This window comes from Dietzia massiliensis, assembly GCF_018390595.1.
Lineage (GTDB): Bacteria > Actinomycetota > Actinomycetes > Mycobacteriales > Mycobacteriaceae > Dietzia > Dietzia massiliensis.
Genome location: NZ_JAHBAV010000017.1, coordinates 25,587 through 43,380, shown reverse-complemented (window position 1 = coordinate 43,380; position 17,794 = coordinate 25,587). Strand labels below are relative to the sequence as shown.

Genomic DNA, 17,794 nt, shown 5'->3' with positions numbered 1-17,794 from the left:
CGCGAGGGTGCCACCGGAGGGCGGAGCCGCGTTCAGGCGAAGAGTTGCTCGATCTCCGCCGCGTAGAGATCGTCGACCACCCGGCGTCGCAGCTTCATCGTGGGTGTGAGCTCGTGCCCGGGACGCCAGTCCTGCCGCAGCACCGTGTACTTCTTGATCTGTTCGACCCGCGACAGCGTGGCGTTGGCGCGATCGATCTGCACCCGGATCGCCTCCTCGAGTTGCGGGTCGCCCGCCCGCTGCGGGTCCGCCACGATCAGGGCGACATTGTAGGGGCGCTGATCGCCGATCACGGCCACGTGGGAGATCGCGTTGCCCGCCGAGCGGATGGCCATCTCGATGTTGGCCGGGGACATGTTCTTGCCGGCCGCGTTGATGATCAGCTCCTTCTTGCGGTCGACGATCCACAGGTAGCCGTCCTCGTCGAGCCGGCCGATATCGCCCGTGTGAAGCCACCCGTCGCCGTCGATCGCCTCGGCGGTCTTCTCCGGCGCACCGCGGTACCCCCGCATGACCTGCGGGCCGCGCACCGCCACCTCGCCGTCCTCGGCGATCCGGACCTCGACGGTGTCGAGCGGCTTTCCGACGCTCCCGAGCTTGATGGCGTCCGGGGTGTTGGTGGCCACGCAGCACGAGACCTCGGACATCCCCAGCATCTCGCAGAGCGGGAGGCCGAGGGCGGTGAAGAACTCCAGGACACCACGAGGGGTCGGGGCCGCCCCGGTCACGACCCACCGGGCCTCGTCGAGTCCGATCTTGGCCCGCAACGCCTCGGCTACCTGCGGGTTCGCGACGGAGTCGGCTACCGCGTCACCCGGGTAACCCGCCTCGAGTGCGGCCTTGAGCTTCTCCCACACCCGCGGGACGGCGCCGAACAGGGTCGGGCGCGTGGCCACGAGCGCGGCCGGCAGCTCCGCCATGTCGGCCACGCACGTCACCGTGTTGGCGTAGGCCATGAAGCCGGAGTAGTGCGAGGTCCAGCGATCGGCCACGTGGGCCGCGGGCAGGAACGAGATCTGGCGCCCGTGTCCCGGCAGCGGGACCGCGTGATGGACTCCGCGAAGCTGCGTGAGCATGCCCTCGTGGGTGAGCTCGACGCCCTTCTGCGGCCCCGTGGTGCCGGAGGTGTAGATGAGCGTCAGCAGGTCGTCGGGGCGGATCGCCTCGGCGCAGGAGAAGTCGAAAGCGGTCTCCTCGGCTGCCAACTCGGCCAGCAGGTCGTCGTGGCCGTCCGGGCTCTCGTCCACCAGGACGAGCCGCTCCACCGCCGGGGCGGAGCCCCGCGCGGCCTCGAGGACCTCGATGAACGCCGACTCGGTCACGATGGTCTTCACACCGGCGTCCGCCAGGACGTAGGCGAGCTGATCCGGCGCCGACGTGTTGTAGAGACTGAACGGCACGGCGCCGAGCATCATCACGGCGGTGTCCACGAGGTGGAACTCCGGTCGGTTGCGCAGCATCAGGGCGACCGGCTCGCCCGGGGCCACACCCAGCTCGCGGAGCGTGCCGGCGATCGCCCCGACCCGTGCCCGGGCCTGTGCGTACGTGACCTCGGCTCCCGTCTCGTGGGAGCGGAGCGCGACCTCGCCCGGGTGGGCGGCAGCCGTGGCGAGGAACAGGTCGGCGAGGGTGCCCGATTCCGCCAGGCGGGTGGCGATCGCGGACGCGGACGGGGTGGCGGTGGAGGTCACGGTGGTTTCCTGGAGGTCGTCGGGGTGTTCACAGTGTCGTCTGACTCACATTCTCGCCGGGTTCGTGATCGCGGTGACACCCCCGGAGGTCGTGGAAGATCACCCGAACGGGTGCCGGACCCGGCGGGCCGGGCCGGGCACACACGCTGCCGTAGCCTGGGCTGATGCACGACGATCCGTCCCTCGACTATCGGGACCTCCTGGCCCGGCTCGCGGATGTCGTCTACGCCGTCGACACCGACGGCAGGTTCACCTACATCAACCCCGCCGGCGAGCGGATCTTCGGCTGGGACCTCGCGGATCTGATCGGCGAACACTTCTCCAAGGTCATCGACCCCGACGCCCTCGCGGAGACCGTCGAGCACTTCCGACTGGGGATGGCCAGCGCCGACCCTGGGCGCTACTTCGAGACGCGGATCCTGCAGCCGGACGGCCAGGTCCGCGACCTGGAGATCCACGCCGGGAACATCTACCGCGGCGGCCGGCTGGTCGGCCGGCAGGGCGTCGGCCGGGACATGACCGAGCTGCGCCGGCTCCAGGCCAACCTGGCCACCAAGACCAGGCGCCTGGAACTTCTCGAGGAGCAGCAGCGCGCCGCGCTCGAGGTCTACCGGCGCCTCAACCTCATGGTCGGCCGCGCCGGCGGTGACCCGGGCCGGACGGAACAGGCGCTCGACGCCGTGGAGAGCTCGCTCCAGCTCGAGACGGCGCGCGTGATGGGGTTGCAGGACGACCTCGAGATCATCGCCCTGATCGCCGACGGCTACTCCAACCAGGAGATCTCCGACCGTGTCCACCTGAGCGTGCACACGGTCAAGGACCGCGTCAGCCGCATCATCACCAGGCTCGGCGCCCGCAGCCGCGCCGCGGTGGCCACCCGCGCTACCGAGTCGGGGCTGCTCCGCTCTCGCCGGTGAGGGCCCCGATGAAGTCCGACACCGCCCGCGGCCACCTTTCGACCTCCGCCGGGGAGCGGGCGACCTCGAGCCGGGCGTTCGGCAGCAGCTCCAGCAGGTGCTCGGCCACCTCGAGCGGGTGGGAGGCGTCCTGCGGCCACGCCAGCAGCAGCACCGGCATCCCCAGCCGCGCGATCCGCTCCTCCGGCGGGAGGTCGGTCGCGGCCGCGCCCCGGAACGCAGCGGGCAGCCACTCGTCGCGCACGTCGGGGGCGGTGGGCGGCCGGTCGGGATCGATCGCGGGGGACGTCGGCGGCGTCCGCGTCAGCTCCGACCACCGCGCGCCGCCCCCCCTGGCGACCTGCCGCGCGGCGAGGTCGTACAGGCGGGACTGCTCGCGGCGCCACCGCCACACCGTCGGCGGGATGCCGAGCGTGAGGGAGGCGAACCGGTCCGGCTCGGCGGCCGCGGCGGTGAGGAGCGTGGCCGAGCCCATCGACTGGCCCACCCCGTGCACGCGCTCGCCCGGGAACTCCTCGTCGAGCAACGCCAGCAGGTCGCGGGCCAGCGCGGGCCACGTGTAGTCGTCGGGATCTGTGGTGCCGGGCGACTCGCCGTGTCCGCGGGCGTCGTAGCGGACCACCTGCAGGCCGTCGCGGCCCGCCGTGAGATCGAGCCCGAACATCTCGTCGCGGCGCCGGCTCGAGCTGAGACCGTGCAGCTGCACCACCGGGAGGCCGGTACCCCTGCGGTCCCGGGCCAGCGCGTGTCCGTCCCCGCCGGGCGGGGTGTCCGCCCGTCTCGTCGTCGTCACACTTCGCGCCTTTCCCCGTAACACGGCGGCCCTACCGTGCGGGCCATGAGGCTCACCACGGTAACCCGGATGGAGCTGCCGGACGGCGTCGTCCACCGGTTTGCGACCGATGTCACCCCAGCTCACGGCGAGGATCGATCCCCCTCGTTCGACCAGGCTCGCCACGCCTCGCTCGGCCCCCGCCCGGGCTCGTGGATGGCCGTGGCGTTCGCGCTGCCGTTCCCGGCCGACCGGGACGAGGTCGCGCGGGCGTGGCTCGCGGTGGTCGCGCGCCACGAGACGCTGCGCACGGTGCTCACCGGAGGCGGGCACGACCGCGACGAGCACGAGGGGAGGACCGACCGCGACGACCGTGACGACGACAACGACGACGAGCTGCGCCTTCGGCCCGTGACCGTGCGGCCACTCGGGTGGCGGACCCCGCCCGCGGAGCCGGGGGAGGACCCGAGGGCCGTCCTGCGCCGGGTGTTCGACAAGGCGTGCTGCCCGTTCTCCCGGCCGGCGCACGCGCTGTGCCTGGTGGAGCCGCGGGACGAGCGGGAGCGGCCGGTCGTGGTGATCGGGCTCGACCACTGCCACGTCGACGCCTGGTCGCTGCTGGTGCTGATGCGCGACTTCTGCTCGTGCCTCGACGACCTGGCCTGCGGCCTCGAACCGGGCACCTGCCTGCCGCCGGCGACGGCGTTCGCCACCCACACCGCCGAGCTCGCAGCCCGCCCGCCCGCGCCGGACGAGGTGCACCGACGCTGGGCCGCGATCCTGGCCCGCGGCGGCGGGGAGATGCCGGTGTTCCCGCTCGACCTGGGCGACATCTCCGCCCCGCGCGAGGAGGTGGTCGAGGTGCGCGACGTGCTCGACCCGGCCGGGGTCGCCGCCCTGGAGGAGACGGCCGCCGCCGGCGGAGTACGCATGATCTCGCTGGCGATCTCCGAGATGACGGCCGTACTCCACCGCCGCGCCGGGGTGGGCCTGCGCGCGGTCCTGCCGGTGCACTCCCGCCACGACGTGCGCACCGCTCGCTGGAACGACTCGGTGGGGTGGTTCATCACCAACTCCGTGATCGAGTGCGACGACCCCGACCCGGCCGCGTGCGCGGTGGCCGTGCGCGAAGCCGTCGACCTCGGTTCGCACGCACTGGGGCCGATACTCGCCCCGTACGGCGGGATGCCGCACACCCCGGGGATGTTCGCGATCTCGTGGCTCGACCACCGCCGCCTGCCGGTGGACGTGGACCTGAGCCTGAACCCGCAGCACGTGTCGGCCGCGATCCGGACCGACGGGGTGATGGTGTGGTTCGTGGTCAGCGGTTCGGGGCTGCACGTGCGCTGCCGCTATCCGGGCACCGATGCCGCCCGCGGGTCGGTGGGGGGTTGGCTCGACGAGCTGTGCGCCGGGCTGGTCCGCCGCGCCACCCCGGCCGCCGGTCGCACCGGGCCGGGCGGGCAGGTCGAGGCAGACCACGAGCAGGTCAGTGGGGCGGCGCGCCGGACTCCGGTCCCAGGTCGGCCTGCAGCCACCCCACGTCGAGCCACCGCCCGTGCTTGAACCCGATCCGTTCCAGCCGGCCCGCCTCGCGGAACCCCATGGCCAGGTGTAGAGCCACACTCGGCTCGTTGGGAAGGGTCACGATCGCCAGCAGTCGGCGGAACCCGGCCGCCTCGAGCCGGGCGAACAGCTCCCGGTACAGCGACCGCCCCAACCCGAGGCCGTGCGCGCCCGGATCGACGTAGACGCTCACCTCGCATGACCAGCGGTACGCCGCGCGGTCCTTGACCGGCCCGGCGTAGGCGTACCCGACGATCCGGCCGTCGAGCTCGGCCACCAGCCAGTCGTACCCCGCCAGTGCCCGGTCGATCCGCGCCGCGAACTCGTCGACCGGCGGCACCTCGGTCTCGAACGTCGCCGTGGTCTCGCGGACGTACGGCGCGTACACGTCCAGACAACCGGCGGCGTCGGCCACGGTGGCGCGGCGGATCGCCCTCACACCTCCGGCCCTCCCGGGTTGCACCCCTCGGCCAGCATGCGCTCGGGCGAGACCACCGGCCGCCACGGCTCGAGATTCCAGGTGGGCTTGTCCGGCTCGAGCAGTCGCGCCCAGGTCCAGTGGCAGTCGAACTGCTCCCACATCCCCGGGCTGTCGGCCTCGGGGACGAGCCGGACGACCTCCCGCCAGGCCGTTCGCGAATCGTCGTCCCCCCACGCCTGGCGGCCGGCGGTGGACGGGGCGACCTCGAGCGTCACCCCGTAGTCGGAGTCGCCCCAGGTCGCGGCCTCGATGAACGGCGGGACGGGCGAGGGCGAGCCCCACTCCGAGGGGACGGGACTGTCGGTGGCGGGGGACGACGACCGCGCCGGGGGCGGGGACTCCCGCGGCGCGGCCGTCGGCACCCGCGCCGCGGAGGTGGACACGGACGTCGTCGCCCCCGCATCCCCGGGCGCGGGCTCCCGCGGGTCCGACGAGCACCCACCCAGCGCGATGGTCGCCAACAGCACGGCGCCGAGTGCGGCGGCAGTGGATCCGGTGGGCGGGCGGTGGGACATCGCTCGCAGTCTGCCACGGGCAAAGGGTTGCGTCCGAGCACGTGTGCAGAGGATCCTGTCTGCGGAAGGGAACCCGGCGCAGGCGGAGAGCCCGCACGCCACCCCTCCCACAGAAGGAGCGTGACCGATGCCCCCGTTCGACCTCTCCCAGCTGCAGGCCATGTGGGACGGGATCTTCCCCGCGATCTTCGGGCCCCTCGCTGCCTTCGTCGACACGATCGGCGCGTCCGTCCAAGGGCCCTGACGCGTCTCAGCCCACCGCGAGGATCTTGTGTAGCGTCCGGAGGTTCCTGCTCGTCAGGTGACGGTCATGCGCTCGGTTGCCGGAGGCCTTGCCGGCGGCCGAGTTCAGCGTCGCCCCCTTGGGAACCCGCCAGTACACGCACCCTGATCCCGCTGTCACGACCTCGGTGCCGCCGGGCTCGATCGCCGCGCCCATCGCCTCGGCGACCGCCCGGGTGACCGCCGGGTCATCGGAGAACACGACGTAGTCGTGGTGCTCGTCGAGCGACTCGAACGGGTACGCCGCCACCGCCTCCTCGACCGCATCGCGGGTGAGGACCTGCACCACCGCGTCGTAGCCGAACCTGTCGGCGTAGGCGGCTTCGAGCACCGCCCGGAGTTCGTCCTCGGTGCGTGGGTCGGTGAGCACGACGTTCCCGGTGGCGAGGACGGTTCTCACCTCCGTGCAGCCCGACTCCTCGGTGCAGGCCCGCAGGTCCGCCATCGCGATCCTGGCCGACCTGCCCACGTTGATCCCCCGCAGCAACGCGATCTTGCGGTCTGAGCTCGACCCGCCGGGACCGGCTGTGGCGTTCATGGACCGATCCTCGCACCACGGGCGGGCCGCGAGGGTAACTTTGGCGACCATGGCAGTGTCAGTGCAGTCAGTGACCACGATCGAGGCCGGCATCCCGGAGATCATGGAGGTCCTCGCCGACGTCGAATCCCTCGTCGACTGGTCGGAGGCCCACCGCGAGGTCGAGATCCGCGAGGCCGACGACGAGGGGTGGCCGATCGTGGTGTGGGAGAAGATCGCGCAGTACGGCGTGACCGACGAGATGGTCGTGCGGTATGAGTGGTACGACGGCGAGGTGAGCTGGTCGCTCGTCGAGAGCAGCACCCAGAATGTGCAGAACGCGCGTTATGTGCTGACGGACAAGGGCGACGGCACCACCGAGGTGGTCTTCGACCTCGAGGTGGACCTCAAGATCAAATTTCCCGGAGTGATGCTCAAGAAGGCCCAGAAGCACATCGCGGACGTGGCCACCTCCGGCCTCCGCAAGGAGGTCCTGCGGCGCTACGGCTAACCCAGCAGATCGAGCGCGGCCCGCACCCCGGCCGCCGGCAACTGCCCCGGCGCCGAAGCCGCGCCCACGGTGGCGAAGGTGGCCGCCGATCCGAACGTGCCGCCGCCGATACGCGTCACCGCCCCGAGCGCGCCCATAGACATGGTGATCAGCGGGATACCGGCGACGCGGTGGCGACTCTCGGTGGCCGCGATCAGCGTCACCACGTCGGCCGCCGAGCGGGGCATCACGGCGATCTTGGCCACGTCCGCCCCGGCGGCCTCCATGGCCTCCAGTCGAGCGACGATCTCCGCGGCCGGCGGGGTGGCATCGAAGTCGTGGTTCGACGCCACCACCGAGGTGCCGTGCGCGTGGGCCGCCTCGATCGCCCGTGCCGCCCGCGGGTGCCTGTGCTCGACGTCCACCGCCGCCACCAGGCCGGTCGCCGCGAGAGATGCGACCAGCGCGATGTAAGCGTCGTCGGTGATCCCGGCACTACCGCCCTCGGCCGTGGTGCGGAACGTGGCCAGGATCGGAGTGTCCGGAAGCAGCCCGGCCAGGGCCTCGAGCGCTGCCACCGCCGGGCCGGGATCGGTCGACGTCCCGGCCTCGGCGGCGGCCGCCCCGGACCGGGCGGGGGCGGGCTTGTAGAGGTCGACCCGCCACTCGACGAGATCGACCACGGGATCGTCGGCCAACGCCGCGGCCTGCTGCTCCAGTTGCGTGAGGTCGCCGGCGGTGATCGGGACGATGATCGACGGCGAACGCGCATCCAGGTGCAGCTGGTGACGGGGCATGGTTAGACCTTACGACGACCCCCGCCGGGCCCGGACCGTCAGCTACATCCCTTGCAGGGGCACGGCCGGCGGGCCGGGATCAACTCCAGCGCGGCCAGGCCCCCGGTTCCGGAGGTGCGGTAGTACCTGACCGCCCAGCGTAGTGTGCGGGACGGCCGGCGTACGGGGACCAGTTCCCAGGTCGGGCCGCCGGAGCCCTCGCACAGCAGGTGCCCGGCATCGAAGACCTGGCCGGTCAGGACGGTCTCGCCCCACCGGCCCAGCAGATCGGCGGTCTCCCGCGCCGACAGGCCCCGCACGAGCAACTCGGGGTGCCCCAGATCCGTCAGTCCGATGGTGTAGCCGAACCTGTCGTCCGGAGGAAGTGGTGTGGCGGCGCAGTCGCCGCAGTCGCAGCCCTCGCCGACGTGGACGACGTGCATCCCGGAGCGCTCGACGTTAGCGGCGACCCGCAGCATGTCGCGGTCGATGGTGGGGGCGTAGGCGGAGCCGGTACGGGGCGGGATGGCGGTGTGGGACATGGGATCTCCTCTGTACGGGTGTATCGGGCCCGGTGCCCGGCGTCGAACAGGTGCTCGATGCGATGCTGACGGTAGATCCCACCTACGACACGGACCGTGGAGTTGACGTCCTGTACCCGGACGGGACGGGTGCACACTGGGGGCGGACACGCGGGGGACGCGTGGTCGGACTCGACCGAAAGGGGCGCCTGTGAGGGTCGCGTTGGCACTGGGCTCGGGCGGGGCGCGTGGATACACGCACATCGGCGTGATCCGTGAGCTGCAGGCACGTGGACACGAGGTGGTCGGTGTCTCCGGGGCGTCGATGGGTGCCGTCGTGGGTGCCCTCTACGCGGCCGGCAAGCTCGACGACTTCGAGAAGTGGGTGCGGGGCCTGACCCAGCCCGCCGTCCTGCGGCTCCTCGACGTCTCCTTCGCGGGCGGCGGCGCCATCCGGGCGAACAGGATCATGGCGGTGATCGGGGCGATGTTGGACGACGTCCGCATCGAGGATCTCGAGATCCCGTTCACCGCCGTCGCCACCGATCTGCGGGCCCGCCGGGAGGTCTGGTTCACCCGCGGCCCCGCGGACGTGGCGGTGCGGGCGTCGTTCGCCATCCCCAGCGTCATCACCCCGGCGTTGGTCGGAGGTCGGTTGATCGTCGACGGCGGCGTGACCAACCCCGTCCCGCTGGAACCGCTGGCGCCCTTGAACAGCGACCTGCTGCTCGCGGTCTCGCTGACGGGTCGTCGGTCCGGGATCCGCGGGTCGACGTTCCAGGAGAGCTCGGACCCGGACGAGGTGTCCCCCGAGGCCGAGCCCAAAATCTCCCGGAGAGGCGTCCCGGCCGGGCCGGGGCCGGCGGGCAAGCTGACCGGTCGGATCCGGACCGCGGCGGCGGACGTCCGCGACGGCGACCTGGTGCGATTGATCGCCGCGCGATTCGGTCAGGACGCGGCCGTCCCGGAGGACGAGGACTCATCGGGCGGCAGCGGTGACGCGGTGGACGACCTGGTCGACGGTGTCGACGACGGGACGGCCGGGGACCGGGTGCCCGGTCAGCCGTCTGACGTGGTGGAAGAGGTGGTAGACGAGGGCGAGCAGGAGGTCGCCGCCGACGACGGCGAGGAATCTCTTCCCGGGTCCCTACGGATCTTCGACGTGGTCACCCACACCGTCGAGGCGATGGAGAGCATCGTGACCGCCTACCGCATGGCCGGCAACCGCCCCGATGTCCTGGTCGAGGTCCCCTCGGACGCGTGCTCGACGTTCGACTTCCACCGGGCGGACGAGCTGATCGCCCTCGGCCGCCGCCTCACCGCCGAGGCGCTCGACCGCGCCGGGATCTGACGGGGTCGGTCCTAGGTGCCTCCGCCGTTCTCGCCTCCGTCGCCGACGAGCGGCAGGTGCTGCGAGCAGTACGCCTTGACCGCGGCCGTCACCACTGCCGGTGCCTCGGTCACGGGAGCATCGGGATGTGCGTCGTTGTACATCTGGAGCACGTCGATGTAGCCGGTGCCCTCGTCGAACGACGCGCAGGCGTCACGGCCGCGGGTGATGTAGTCCTGCTCGTCCGGCGTGTCCACGCCGACGCGTTGGATGTCGTTCAGGAACTCCTCGTCCGGGTTCGGGCTCTCGCCCCCACCCTCCTCGGAGCCCTCGGGCTGCGGGCCGTTGCCGGTCGTGGCGCCGCCCTCGCCGCCTTCCCCGCCGTCGTTCATCGCGTCACCGACCGCCGACGTCGCCTCGGCGGCGACGGAGCCCACCGCGCTGGTGGCCTCGCCGACGGCCTGCTCGGCCTCGCCCTCCTCTCCGCAGGCCCCCAGTACGAGGGCCAGAGCTGCGAGGCCGGATGCGGCGGCGAGGGGGCGGGAACGGGTGCGTGCGGACCGGGGTGTGACGGCCACGGTGGGTCCTCCTCTTCGAGTCGGTTGCGCGACACCGGCACTCGGGGCCGGTGCTGTCGCGAGGGTATTGCACCCGAGCGGCCGGGTCGGGCCTGATGTCCCGATTGTCTGTGAGTGGTGTCACAATCGAGATGTGAACGAGATGGGGTACTCCGAATCGCTGGGTCGCGCGCTCGGGGCCCTCGCGGATCCGTTGCACGAGCCGGTTCTGCTGGCACTTCCGGTGTTCATCGCGTTCGTCGCCATCGAGTGGATCTCGGCGCGGGTGCTCGAGGCCCGGGAGCCGGGTGGCTACCAGCCTCGGGACGCCGTCACCTCGCTCCTGATGGGCGTCGGTTCGCAGGCGTTCTGGCTGCTCGGCAAGCTGGTCGGCCTGGTCCTCTACGCGGCGGTGTGGGTGTACCTCGCGCCGTGGCACCTGCCGCCCGACGCCTGGTACACGTGGGTCCTCGCGATCCTCGGCACCGATTTCCTCTACTACTGGTACCACCGCGGCGCCCACCGCATCCGTCTGGTCTGGGCGACGCATCAGGCCCACCACTCGAGTGAGTACTACAACTTCGCCACCGCGCTGCGGCAGAAGTGGAACAACTCCGGCGAGATCATCGCGTGGCTGCCGCTACCACTTTTGGGGGTGCCGCCGTGGATGGTGTTCACCGGATTCTCCGTCTCGCTCGTCTACCAGTTCTTCGTCCACACCGAGCGCATCGGCCGACTGCCCGCGCCGATCGAGTTCGTGTTCAACACCCCGTCGCACCACCGCGTGCACCACGGCAGTGACACCGAGTACCTGGACCGCAACTACGGTGGCATCCTCATCATCTGGGACCGCCTGTTCGGCACGTTCCGGCCCGAGACCCACCGGCCCACTTACGGTCTGACCACGCCGGTGAACTCCCACAATCCGTTCTGGCTCCAGACGCACGAGTACGTCGCCATCTGGCGGGACCTCCGCGGTGCCGCGAGCTGGCGCGAGCGGCTCGGCTACGCGTTCGGCCCACCGGGGTGGAGGCCCGCCCTGGTGCCGGCACCCATCCCCCGATCATGCGCCGGGGTCCCCGAGCCGCACTAGGGTGGGGCGCATGGGAACTGCCACCAGGCTCGCCGACCCACTCGTCGTGGGTACCGCCCGACATGACGAAGGCGTGCGGCGACTGGTCGAGAGCTTCCGGGCCGTGCCCGCAGGTGAACCGGTTCGGCTGGCCAAGCGGACGTCCAACCTGTTCCGGCCGCGCGCCTCGTCGTCGTCGCCCGGTCTCGACACCTCCGGTCTCACGCGCGTCATCTCCGTCGACCCCGGGGCGCGCACCGCCGACGTCCAGGGCATGTGCACCTACGAGGACCTGGTCGACGCGACGCTGCCGCACGGGCTGATGCCGTACGTGGTGCCGCAGCTCAAGACCATCACCCTCGGTGGCGCGGTCACCGGGCTGGGCATCGAGTCCTCCTCGTTCCGCCTGGGCCTACCGCACGAGTCCGTGCTCGAGATGGACGTGCTCACCGGTACCGGCGAGATCGTCACCGCCCGCCCCGACGGCACCGAGCGCGAACGCGCGCTCTTCCGTGGTTTCCCCAACTCCTACGGCTCGCTCGGGTACGCGGTGCGGCTGCGGATCGCGCTCGAACCGGTGGGGCGCTTCGTGGAACTGCGACACGTGCGATTCGACTCCCTCACCGCGCTCGAGTCGGCGTTGGCGCGGATCAGCGAGGACGAGCGATACGACGACGAGGAGGTCGACTTCCTGGACGGGGTCGTGTTCTCGGCCGACGAGTCGTACCTGTGCCTGGGTCGGCGGACCGACGAGCCGGGGCCCGTCTCGGACTACACCGGGGTGGCCGACAAGCAAGCGATCTTCTACCGCTCGATCCAACACGGCGGTCCCGCCGGCTCGGTGGAGCGCGACCGCCTGACCATCCGCGACTACCTCTGGCGTTGGGACACGGACTGGTTCTGGTGCTCCCGGGCGTTCGGCGTGCAGAACCCGCGGATCCGCCGCTTCTGGCCGCAGCAGCTGCTGCGCTCCTCGGCGTACTGGAAGATCATCGGCCTGGACCACAAGTACGACCTCGGCAACAAGATCGGCGCCCTCAAGGGCGAGGGGCCGCGCGAGCGGGTGGTGCAGGACGTCGAGGTGACCATCGACCACACCGCCGAGTTCCTCGACTGGTTCCTGCGCGAGGTGCCCATCGAACCCCTGTGGATCTGCCCGCTGCGGCTGCGGGAGTCCACCCCGGCGCCGGGCCCGGACGGCGAGCCGGCGTCCGATCGCCCCTGGCCGCTGTACCCGCTCGCGCCGGAGACCACCTACGTCAACATCGGCTTCTGGTCCTCGGCGCCGATCGAACCCGGGATGGCCGAGGGCGCGTGGAACCGGCGCATCGAGGAGGAGGTGTCCCGGCTCGGCGGCCACAAGTCGCTGTACTCGGAGGTCTTCTACTCCCGCGAGGAGTTCGCCCAGCTCTACGGCGGCGACCACGCGGGCCGGCTCAAGACGGAATTCGATCCCGAGGGCCGGTTCGCGACCCTCTACGAGAAGGCGGTGGGTGCACGGTGACCACGACGAGCGCGGGGACCGCGGAGCCCGCGGGCGCGGCGAGCGCAGCGGGTGCAGCGGGCAGGATGACGATCGGCGAGATCATCGGCGCGTTCGCGACCGGCGAGCCGCCGCTGCGGATCGAGGCGTACGACGGGTCGGCCATCGGCCCGGCGGACAGCCGACTGGTGCTCCGCCTGAAGAGCGAGAAGGCGCTGCAGTACTTCGTCACCGCCCCCGGCGACCTCGGCCTGGCCCGCGCCTACCTCATGGGTGAGCTGGAGATCGACGGCGTGCACCCGGGCGCGCCCCATGACGTGTTCGGCGCGCTCGAGGTGTTCCGCAAGCACATGACCCGCACGCCCGACGCCAGAACACTCGCGCGGATCGCCCGGTCCGTGGGCACGGAGAACGTCCGGTTCCTGCCCATCCCGCCGATGGAGGTCAAGCCCGCGTGGAAACGCGTCCTGTCCGGGATGCGGCGGCACTCCAAGGAGCGGGACTCCGAGGTCGTCAGCTACCACTACGACGTGTCGAACCGCTTCTACGAGTGGATCCTCGGGCCGTCCATGACGTACACCTGCGCGTGTTACCCGGACGCCGACGCATCGCTCGAGGTGGCACAGGAGAACAAGTACCGACTGGTGTTCGACAAGCTCGGCCTCAAGGCGGGGGACCGGCTGCTCGACGTGGGCTGCGGCTGGGGCGGCATGGTCCGCTACGCCGCCCGCCGCGGCGTGAAGGTGATCGGCGTGACCCTGTCCAAGGAGCAGGTCGAGTGGGGCCGCGCCGCCATCGAGGCCGAGGGGCTGGGCGACCTGGCCGACGTCCGGCTGCAGGACTACCGCGACGTGCCCGAACGGGACTTCGACGCCGTGAGCTCGATCGGCATCACCGAGCACATCGGCCGGAAGAACTACCCCGACTACTTCGCCAAGCTGCACGGGTACCTCAAGCCGGGCGGGCGGCTGCTCAACCACTGCATCACCCGGCCGGACAACGTCGGCAAGGTGAAGGCCGGTCAGTTCATCGACCGCTACATCTTCCCCGACGGCGAGCTCGCCGGGGCCGGCACCGTGCACCTCGAGGCGGAGAACGCCGGGTTCGAGGTGGTGCACGAGGAGAACCTGCGCCAGCACTACGCGTTCACCCTGCGCGACTGGTGCGCCAACCTCGTCGAGCACTGGGATGAGGCGGTCGAAGAGGTCGGCGAGCCCATGGCCAAGCTGTGGGGCCTGTACATGGGGGCCTGCCAGTACGGGTTCGAGCACAACAAGATCCAGCTGCACCAGATCCTCGCCGTGCGCCCGGACGAGCGCCAGACCTGGGACGTCCCGCTGCGGCAGTGGTGGCAGGCCTGAGCCTGAGCGACCGATCGCGAGCGCCCGCGGCCTGACGCACGCGGACCCCGGCTCGTCGCCCCGACGGGCGCCCCGTCTCTCGCGAGCGCGCACGTCGCGCCCCGGCCCGCCCCGTCGAGAAGACGGTTCCGCACGCATCTGCCGAGTGGCGGTGTGCGAAACCGTCTTCTCGATGACCGGTACTTGCCGTACGGCCCCGGTTTCCACGTTCGACCCGGCCGGGCGGCGGGGCGGGTAGTCGGCGGGCCGACTATGCGGCCCGGCGACTACGCCGGGTCACTGGAGGTCGAGCGCGAGCAGGACCTGACCGGTCGGCGCCGGCGAACCACCCGCGGGCTCCTCGGTGATGCCGATCTGCTCTGAGTCACGGATGCCGTCGATCCGGGCCGAGGGCGACGGGCCGACCTCACCGGACTCCATGGTTCCCGCGGAGATGGGCTCGTGATCGCCCATGAGCCACAGCTGGTAGGCGCGGCCCTCCGGCGGGGCGGGGAGGTCCGTCATCGAGATGACGGCCATGTCCGCCGACTTCGACGCCAGCACGGTGGCGGTTCCGGTCCCGCCGACCTGGCCGCGGACCACCGCGAGATCCTCGGCCGCCAACAGTGAGGTGACCTGTCGCGGCATCGTCCCCGAGGGGGGCGCGGCGGTGGGTAGGTTCTCAGACCCGGTCCCGTCGGTGAGGCGGCCGATCATCACACCACCGACCAGCAGCACCACGGCGGCCGCGGCGACCGCGAGGAACGTCAGTAAACCGGGCCGTCGGCGCTCGCGTTCGCGACTCAGGTCGATGACGTCCGCACCCCCGTCGGCGTCCCGCCCGGAGCCGCGGCGGTCGCCCGGACCGACGGGACCGGTGGGGCCGGACGGCGAGGAGACCGCCGCCAGCTCGAGGATCCGCTCCCGCAGCTGCGGCGGCGGCGCGGTGTCGAGTCCGGCGTCCGCGACGAGGGCCGCGACGACCTCACGCGTCGACGCGATGTGCGCCAGCATCGATGACCGGTCCTCGGGGGCGGCGCTGACCAGTGCGGCCTCGACGGCATCGGCCTCGTGTTCGGGCAGTGCGTCCAGCGCGTAGAGGTCGAGGTCCTCGGGGCGGACGCTGTCAGGGGTCGACGGGTGATCGTGGTGACGAACGCTCATGACAGCTCACCTCCCAGGCAGTTCTTCAGGCGACGGAGTCCGTCGCGGATTCTCGATTTGACGGTGGGTAACGCGGTGCCCAGTCTCTCGGCGACCTCACGGTAGGTGTGGCCGGAGAAGTACGCCATCTCGATGGACTCGCGCTGGTTGTCGGTCAGCGTCTCCAGGCACCTGCGCACCTCGGCGGACTCCTCGCCGCGGGAGATCTGCTCCGTGACCTGTTCGGCGACATCGCCTCCGTGGATGGTGCCGGTGGCGGCGTCGACCTCGTCACGTCGTGCAGCCGAACTCTCGGAACGGACGCGGTCGACGGCCCGGCGGTGTGTGATGGTCAGCACCCAGGACTGGACGGACCCCAGCGAGGGCCGGTAGTCGGCAGCCTGCTTCCAGACCTGAAGGAACACCTCCTGCGCCGTCTCCTCGGCGTACCCCGGGTCGCGTAGGACTCGCAGGGCGAGCCCGTAGACGCGTGGGGCCATGAGGTCGTAGAAACGACCGAAGGCCTGGAGATCACCGGACGCGGCCAACTCGAGCAGGCTCCCCGGGTCGGTCAGCGGCGGGGCGGCTGGCTCGGACACGGAGACCAGTCTAGTGCCAGCCGGCTCGTGACCGCGCGACGCCGGCGCGGGTGGTCGACCCGGTGGCCGCGCCGACGGTCTGCCGGTGACCTGGAGGGTCATGCCGCCACCACCCGGAACGTGCGGTTGTGCCAGCCGGTGGCGCCGCTGGGTACGGGATCCCTGCGCTCCTCAGGCTGGACCTCACCGGTCGAGTCGGTGGCCCGGACGTGCAGGGTGTGCAGGCCCGGTTCGGCGTCCCACACCCATGACCACATGCGCCAGGTGTCCACCGTGTACTCGTCCGCCAGCCGGGCGTCCTGCCACGGCCCGTCGTCGACCCTCACCTCCACGCGGTCGATGCCGCGGCGCTGCGCCCACGCGGTTCCGGCGACGACCGTCGGTCCGGGCGGCAACTCCGCGAGCGGGGCGGGCCGGTCGATGCGGCTGGCGGTGCGGATCGGGCCGCGCTCCGCCCACCCGCGGTCGGTCCAGTACGCGCTGGCCTGGTCGAAGCGGGTGACCTCCCAGTCCACGACCCACTTGGTGGCCGAGACGTACCCGTACAGGCCGGGGACCACCTGGCGGACGGGGTAGCCGTGCTCGAACGGCAGCGGCTCGCCGTTCATCCCCACTGCCAGCAGGGCGTCGCGGCCGTCCGTCAGAGCCTCGAGTGGCGTCCCGGCCGTCCAGCCGTCGACCGACGTCGACAGCAGCATGTCGGCCTCGGGCAACGGACCCGCCTCGGCGAGCAGGTCGGCGATGGGGAACCCGGTCCAGGTCGCGGTACCCACCAGGTCCCCGCCGACCTCGTTCGACACGCAGGTCAGGGTCACGATTCGGTCGCGGGCCTCGCGGTCCACGAGCGTCTGCCAGTCGAGCTCGATCTCCCGCTCGACCATCCCGTGAACCCGCAGCCGCCACTCGGTGGTGCTCAGGGACGGCACGCGCAGGGCGGTGTCGATGCGGTAGAACTCGGCGTTGTCGGTGAGGAACGGCGTCACGCCCGGCGCGTCGGGGATGACGCCCGGCGGAACCGGGGCGGCCGCGTTGCGGGCGAGCACCCGCGGCAGCCGCAGACCGGTGCGTTCGGCGACCGCGTCGGCGGCCCGGCGGGTCAGCGCGATGCCCGTGGTGCCGGCGGCGGCGATCACGGCGACAGCGGACCCGGCCAGGACGAGGAAGCGTCGGCGGTCGGGTGCGGGCCGGTCGCCCAGCCGCGCTCCGGGCTGCGGCGTCGGCGCCGACGGTGGCGTCGACGCGGGCGGCCCCGCCTCCGAGGAGGTGGCTGCGGACGGTCGGGACCCGGCCTCTGCCGTGAACAGGGTCCCGATGAGGGCTCGGAGCGCCACGACGGCGACGACCACGCCGAGCAGGGTCGGTACGGCCCACAGCGGCCCGGCAGACGGGCGGGCCAGCGCCGCCACCATGCCGACGAGGCCGAAGACGACCAGGACGGCGCTCCCGGCGGGACGACGCGGACGCTCGACGAGGCCCGCCACCACGCCCGTGATGAGGAGGATGGCCGCCAGGCCGAGCATCAGCGCGGGCTTGTCCGCGGTGCCGAGCGCGTCGATCGTCACCTCACGCACGGCCGCCGGTGCGCGGTCGACCACGGAGTCGGCGACCGCGAGGAATGGGGACGAGCCCGGGGCGACGAATCCCGCCATGGCGTGCCCCACCGCGACGGCGAGGCCGGTGGCGAGGAGGCCCGAGGCGGCCCGAGCGACCGCCCTGGGTCGTTGCTCTGTGCTGTCCATGCC

The 17,794-nt window shown here is 71.9% G+C and carries 18 protein-coding genes; 7 read left to right on the top strand and 11 right to left on the bottom strand.

What is annotated here, in order from left to right; genetic code table 11:
- Window positions 1–32 precede the first annotated feature (32 nt).
- On the bottom strand, window positions 33–1,691 hold the full coding sequence (locus KHA85_RS06850; protein WP_213185240.1) for an AMP-dependent synthetase/ligase: 1,659 nt from the start codon (window positions 1,689–1,691) through the stop codon (window positions 33–35).
- 164 nt (window positions 1,692–1,855) lie between these two features.
- Between KHA85_RS06850 and KHA85_RS06845 the strand changes: the two genes are divergently transcribed.
- Complete coding sequence (locus KHA85_RS06845) at window positions 1,856–2,608, top strand: helix-turn-helix transcriptional regulator (protein WP_007631480.1); 753 nt, start codon at window positions 1,856–1,858, stop codon at window positions 2,606–2,608.
- On the opposite strand, the gene KHA85_RS06840 is transcribed toward KHA85_RS06845, so the two are convergent.
- Entirely contained in the window at window positions 2,574–3,401 is an 828-nt protein-coding gene (locus KHA85_RS06840) for an alpha/beta fold hydrolase (RefSeq protein ID WP_213185239.1), read from the bottom strand. The genes KHA85_RS06845 and KHA85_RS06840 overlap by 35 nt on opposite strands.
- 45 nt (window positions 3,402–3,446) lie before the next feature.
- On the opposite strand from KHA85_RS06840, the gene KHA85_RS06835 reads away from it, so the two are divergent.
- Complete coding sequence (locus tag KHA85_RS06835; protein WP_213185238.1) at window positions 3,447–4,946, top strand: condensation domain-containing protein; 1,500 nt, start codon at window positions 3,447–3,449, stop codon at window positions 4,944–4,946.
- Here the strand turns inward: KHA85_RS06835 and KHA85_RS06830 are convergent.
- From KHA85_RS06830 to KHA85_RS06820, 3 genes are all read right to left on the bottom strand, one after another.
- On the bottom strand, window positions 4,870–5,385 hold the full coding sequence (locus KHA85_RS06830) for a GNAT family N-acetyltransferase (RefSeq protein WP_163376180.1): 516 nt from the start codon (window positions 5,383–5,385) through the stop codon (window positions 4,870–4,872). The two genes, KHA85_RS06835 and KHA85_RS06830, sit on opposite strands and share 77 nt — an antisense overlap.
- Window positions 5,382–5,942: a DUF2599 domain-containing protein gene (locus tag KHA85_RS06825; protein WP_213185237.1), complete on the bottom strand. Its 561-nt coding sequence runs from the start codon at window positions 5,940–5,942 to the stop codon at window positions 5,382–5,384. The genes KHA85_RS06830 and KHA85_RS06825 overlap by 4 nt, the downstream gene beginning before the upstream one ends.
- A 250-nt stretch (window positions 5,943–6,192) precedes the next feature.
- Window positions 6,193–6,762: a DUF1697 domain-containing protein gene (locus KHA85_RS06820; RefSeq protein ID WP_213185236.1), complete on the bottom strand. Its 570-nt coding sequence runs from the start codon at window positions 6,760–6,762 to the stop codon at window positions 6,193–6,195.
- Between KHA85_RS06820 and KHA85_RS06815 the strand changes: the two genes are divergently transcribed.
- Window positions 6,761–7,252, top strand: coding sequence for an SRPBCC family protein (locus KHA85_RS06815; RefSeq protein ID WP_306666425.1), 492 nt, complete (start codon window positions 6,761–6,763; stop codon window positions 7,250–7,252). The genes KHA85_RS06820 and KHA85_RS06815 overlap by 2 nt on opposite strands.
- Here the strand turns inward: KHA85_RS06815 and aroD are convergent.
- Both aroD and KHA85_RS06805 read right to left on the bottom strand, forming a co-directional pair.
- Window positions 7,249–8,028: a type I 3-dehydroquinate dehydratase gene (gene aroD, locus KHA85_RS06810; RefSeq protein ID WP_120285338.1), complete on the bottom strand. Its 780-nt coding sequence runs from the start codon at window positions 8,026–8,028 to the stop codon at window positions 7,249–7,251. The genes KHA85_RS06815 and aroD overlap by 4 nt on opposite strands.
- A 38-nt stretch (window positions 8,029–8,066) precedes the next feature.
- On the bottom strand, window positions 8,067–8,549 hold the full coding sequence (locus KHA85_RS06805; RefSeq protein WP_213185235.1) for a DUF4262 domain-containing protein: 483 nt from the start codon (window positions 8,547–8,549) through the stop codon (window positions 8,067–8,069).
- Window positions 8,550–8,739: 190 nt separating this feature from the next.
- On the opposite strand from KHA85_RS06805, the gene KHA85_RS06800 reads away from it, so the two are divergent.
- Entirely contained in the window at window positions 8,740–9,879 is a 1,140-nt protein-coding gene (locus KHA85_RS06800; RefSeq protein WP_120285334.1) for a patatin-like phospholipase family protein, read from the top strand.
- 11 nt (window positions 9,880–9,890) lie between these two features.
- Here the strand turns inward: KHA85_RS06800 and KHA85_RS06795 are convergent, their stop codons facing one another.
- Window positions 9,891–10,436 carry a DUF732 domain-containing protein gene (locus KHA85_RS06795; protein ID WP_213185234.1) on the bottom strand — a complete coding sequence of 182 codons (546 nt, stop codon included), beginning with the start codon at window positions 10,434–10,436 and terminating at the stop codon, window positions 9,891–9,893.
- A gap of 142 nt (window positions 10,437–10,578) precedes the next feature.
- Between KHA85_RS06795 and KHA85_RS06790 the strand changes: the two genes are divergently transcribed.
- From KHA85_RS06790 to KHA85_RS06780, 3 genes are all read left to right on the top strand, one after another.
- Entirely contained in the window at window positions 10,579–11,508 is a 930-nt protein-coding gene (locus tag KHA85_RS06790) for a sterol desaturase family protein (RefSeq protein ID WP_213185263.1), read from the top strand.
- A gap of 10 nt (window positions 11,509–11,518) precedes the next feature.
- On the top strand, window positions 11,519–12,991 hold the full coding sequence (locus tag KHA85_RS06785; RefSeq protein ID WP_213185233.1) for an FAD-binding oxidoreductase: 1,473 nt from the start codon (window positions 11,519–11,521) through the stop codon (window positions 12,989–12,991).
- Between the two features lie 65 nt (window positions 12,992–13,056).
- Complete coding sequence (locus KHA85_RS06780; protein WP_213185262.1) at window positions 13,057–14,331, top strand: class I SAM-dependent methyltransferase; 1,275 nt, start codon at window positions 13,057–13,059, stop codon at window positions 14,329–14,331.
- A gap of 276 nt (window positions 14,332–14,607) precedes the next feature.
- On the opposite strand, the gene KHA85_RS06775 is transcribed toward KHA85_RS06780, so the two are convergent.
- The 3 genes from KHA85_RS06775 to KHA85_RS06765 form a co-directional block, all read right to left on the bottom strand.
- Complete coding sequence (locus tag KHA85_RS06775) at window positions 14,608–15,474, bottom strand: anti-sigma factor (RefSeq protein WP_213185232.1); 867 nt, start codon at window positions 15,472–15,474, stop codon at window positions 14,608–14,610.
- Window positions 15,471–16,052 (bottom strand): ECF RNA polymerase sigma factor SigK, encoded by a 582-nt coding sequence (gene sigK, locus KHA85_RS06770; protein WP_213185231.1) that lies wholly within the window; start codon window positions 16,050–16,052, stop codon window positions 15,471–15,473. Before sigK ends, KHA85_RS06775 begins: the two co-directional genes overlap by 4 nt.
- Before the next feature lie 98 nt (window positions 16,053–16,150).
- Complete coding sequence (locus KHA85_RS06765; protein ID WP_213185230.1) at window positions 16,151–17,791, bottom strand: molybdopterin-dependent oxidoreductase; 1,641 nt, start codon at window positions 17,789–17,791, stop codon at window positions 16,151–16,153.
- Window positions 17,792–17,794: the final 3 nt, after the last annotated feature.

Bases quoted from the DNA above. Each gene is read 5' to 3' on its own strand.
- KHA85_RS06790 (WP_213185263.1), top strand. From the start codon at position 10,579: ATGGGGTACTCCGAATCGCTGGGTCGCGCGCTCGGGGCCCTCGCGGAT.
- KHA85_RS06835 (WP_213185238.1), top strand. From the start codon at position 3,447: ATGAGGCTCACCACGGTAACCCGGATGGAGCTGCCGGACGGCGTCGTC.
- KHA85_RS06780 (WP_213185262.1), top strand. From the start codon at position 13,057: ATGACGATCGGCGAGATCATCGGCGCGTTCGCGACCGGCGAGCCGCCG.
- KHA85_RS06815 (WP_306666425.1), top strand. From the start codon at position 6,761: ATGGACCGATCCTCGCACCACGGGCGGGCCGCGAGGGTAACTTTGGCG.
- KHA85_RS06825 (WP_213185237.1), bottom strand. From the start codon at position 5,942: ATGTCCCACCGCCCGCCCACCGGATCCACTGCCGCCGCACTCGGCGCC.
- KHA85_RS06765 (WP_213185230.1), bottom strand. From the start codon at position 17,791: ATGGACAGCACAGAGCAACGACCCAGGGCGGTCGCTCGGGCCGCCTCG.
- KHA85_RS06775 (WP_213185232.1), bottom strand. From the start codon at position 15,474: ATGAGCGTTCGTCACCACGATCACCCGTCGACCCCTGACAGCGTCCGC.
- KHA85_RS06785 (WP_213185233.1), top strand. From the start codon at position 11,519: ATGGGAACTGCCACCAGGCTCGCCGACCCACTCGTCGTGGGTACCGCC.
- KHA85_RS06805 (WP_213185235.1), bottom strand. From the start codon at position 8,549: ATGTCCCACACCGCCATCCCGCCCCGTACCGGCTCCGCCTACGCCCCC.
- aroD (WP_120285338.1), bottom strand. From the start codon at position 8,028: ATGCCCCGTCACCAGCTGCACCTGGATGCGCGTTCGCCGTCGATCATC.
- KHA85_RS06845 (WP_007631480.1), top strand. From the start codon at position 1,856: ATGCACGACGATCCGTCCCTCGACTATCGGGACCTCCTGGCCCGGCTC.
- KHA85_RS06820 (WP_213185236.1), bottom strand. From the start codon at position 6,762: ATGAACGCCACAGCCGGTCCCGGCGGGTCGAGCTCAGACCGCAAGATC.